We start from the raw sequence: 2,510 nt of genomic DNA, 5'->3' as shown, positions 1-2,510 counted from the left end.
GACCACCACGTCGATGTTCAGGTCCTGCATGTCGACCCACAGCGTGCCGGCGGCGATGCCCGCTCGCCCTTCGCCCCGGTGCCGGCCAGCGAGGTCGCCGAGCGCATCCGCACGGAAAGACCCGCCGTGGTCTTCGCCCCGCAGGTGGAAACCTCCGCCGGCATTCTGCTGCCGGATGCCTATATTCGCGAAGTGGGCGAGGCCGCCCGCGAAGTCGGGGCGCTGTTCGTGCTCGACGCCATCGCCGCCGGCACGCTGTGGGTCGACATGCAGGACCTGAACATCGACGTGGTGGTCAGCGCCCCGCAGAAAGGCTGGAGCGGCCAGCCCTGCTGCGCCATGGTGATGCTCGGCCGCCGCGCTGTCGAGCGCCTCGACGCCACCCGGAGCAACAGCTTCGCCTGCGACCTGGGCAAGTGGCACGCCATCATGCAGGCCTACGAGAACGGCGGCCACGCCTACCACGCCACCATGCCCACCGACGCGCTCACCACACTGCGTGACATCATGCAGGAGACCCGCGAATACGGCTTCGACAAGGTGAAGCAGGAGCAGATCGAGCTCGGGGTGCAGGTGCGCGCCATGCTCGCCCGCCACGGCTTTGCAAGCGTTGCCGCCGAAGGCTTCGAGGCGCCGGGCGTGGTGGTCAGCTACACCGAGGATGGCGGCATCGTCGGCAAGCTGGCCGATGCCGGCGTCCAGGTCGCCGGCGGCGTGCCGCTGATGTGCGACGAGGGCGACGACTTCCCGACCTTCCGCATAGGCCTCTTTGGCCTGGACAAGCTGCACCATACCGAGCGCAGCGTCGAAAAGCTCGAAGAGGCGATCGAGCGGGTGAAGGCGTGAGTGGTGAATGACAAGTCGTGAAGCGTGAGCGCCCTCAGGGGCGCTTTTCGTTGGCGGCGTGGCGGTCGACCCGTTCGACGTCGACGATGCCGGAGCGGCTGACCACGACCTTCCAGCGTGCCAGGTGGGGTTCGTCTTCGCTGCCGGTTTCGCGAATCACCAGATTGAACAGGTGGCGCCGCTCGACGCTTTCACGCACCGCCTGCCCCTCCTTGAGCCGGTAGATATGGTGCTTGCCCTTGCTCATCAGCCGGGTGAGCAGCGAGATATCCAGCGTCAGAGTTTCCCGGGTGTGCTCGTAGCCGCTCAGAAAGCGCGTGGGCGACATGCGCGAGCGCGAACGATAGTGCAGCACCAGCTCCTCGCGCTGGACCACGCTTCGGTGGCGAAGCTGCTGGATCTCCTCATCGAGCGTGGAGAAGCGCTTGTAGTTGAACCACTCGAGCTGGCGCCCCACCAGGGCGTTGCGCGTAGGGTCCAGGTACTGGCGGCGCCACTTGGGCCGCCCCTTGCGCAGCACCCGCCACAGGGTGTTGCGCAAGTCGTCCTTGAACACCTCGCGCAGGGCGTACAGCAGCGCCATGGCCAGCACGAACAGCGCCGGAATGTCGCCCACCACGTCGCGCAGGCGCAGCACCCCGAGCATCACGAACACCATCACCACGGCGGTCGCCAGCGCCTTCACCGCCTTCTGCTCGCCCTGGCCGAGCTCCTGGGAGGTCTGCTTCAAGGTGATGGGGTACTCGATCAGTCGCCGCAAGAGGCGCATCTTGTTCGACATGCGCGTAGGGTCCGCCATGACGCGCTCGGCGTTGTACTCGCGTTCGCGTCGGTAATCGCCCTGTGCCTCGCACAGCGCCACGAGCTGCTTGCGCAGCGGATTGAACACGCCGCCGCGCGGCAGGTGGGCGAGCAGCGTCAGATGCTGCTGCTCGGTCAGCCAGGAGAGGTAGTTGTCGATGTTGGCGAAGTACTTGTAGAGCGTCTCGTCGCCGGGCTCGTTGCGCCGCAGCCGCTTGAGGATGCCTTCGCTCAGGCTGCTCATCTCGTCGACCTTCTCGAGCAGCGCCTGGATGCTCTCGTGCTCCTGCTCGGTGGGCTCGCGCTTGGCCTCGAAGCGCAGCCCCCGGGCATCGCTCAAGATCGCCTGGGTGGCCTGCTCCAGGGCGACCACGTACTGGTAGGCGTAGAGACTCAGGCTCAGCCGGTAGGAGTCGCTGCCCAGTCGGTTACGGCTCGCCAGGCGGCTGTGTACCAGCGGCAGGTGGTACTGGTCGCTGTAGTAGGTGCGCGACACCTGGATCGCGCTGTGAAAGAACGCCTCTTCGGTGACGAGCTGGGCGCTCAGCCCCAGCTCCCCGGGCACGAAGAGGTAGACGTCCAACGTATGCGAGGTCTCCTCTTTCAGTCGCCGGGTCAGGCGCAGCTGGAAGCTGTTCTTGCGCTCGACGTTGATCACCTGGCGCTTCTCCCTCTGACATTAATTTTCCCTTGACGGTAAACTTGCAACCCCCATGGCTTTAACATGCGGACATCTTTGACTATAGAACCAGGATAGCCAAGCGGCATCGGCGGCTCGCCGCCCTGCCACCGCCTATCGTTTCGGGAGCCCGGCAATGCCCACCGGCGGTTTTTCAAGCTTCGAGCGCGTGCTGATCGAAAGC

General features: G+C 65.7%; 2 protein-coding genes. One reads left to right on the top strand and one right to left on the bottom strand.

Annotation, left to right across the window (positions count from 1 at the left end):
* Positions 1-846: aminotransferase class V-fold PLP-dependent enzyme (locus BIS11_RS15030; protein WP_253586431.1), on the top strand; the 846-nt coding region annotated here is incomplete at its 5' end.
* Positions 847-880: 34 nt separating this feature from the next.
* Here BIS11_RS15030 and BIS11_RS15025 read toward each other — a convergent pair.
* The gene (locus BIS11_RS15025; protein WP_253586429.1) at positions 881-2,305 is read right to left on the bottom strand and encodes a hypothetical protein; all 1,425 of its coding nucleotides are present in this window, start codon (positions 2,303-2,305) and stop codon (positions 881-883) included.
* Positions 2,306-2,510 lie beyond the last annotated feature (205 nt).

Source organism: Halomonas sp. 707D4, from assembly GCF_024158685.1.
GTDB lineage: Bacteria > Pseudomonadota > Gammaproteobacteria > Pseudomonadales > Halomonadaceae > Vreelandella.
Note: the sequence above shows the minus strand (reverse complement) of the source record. Positions and strands in the feature narration are given on the sequence as shown.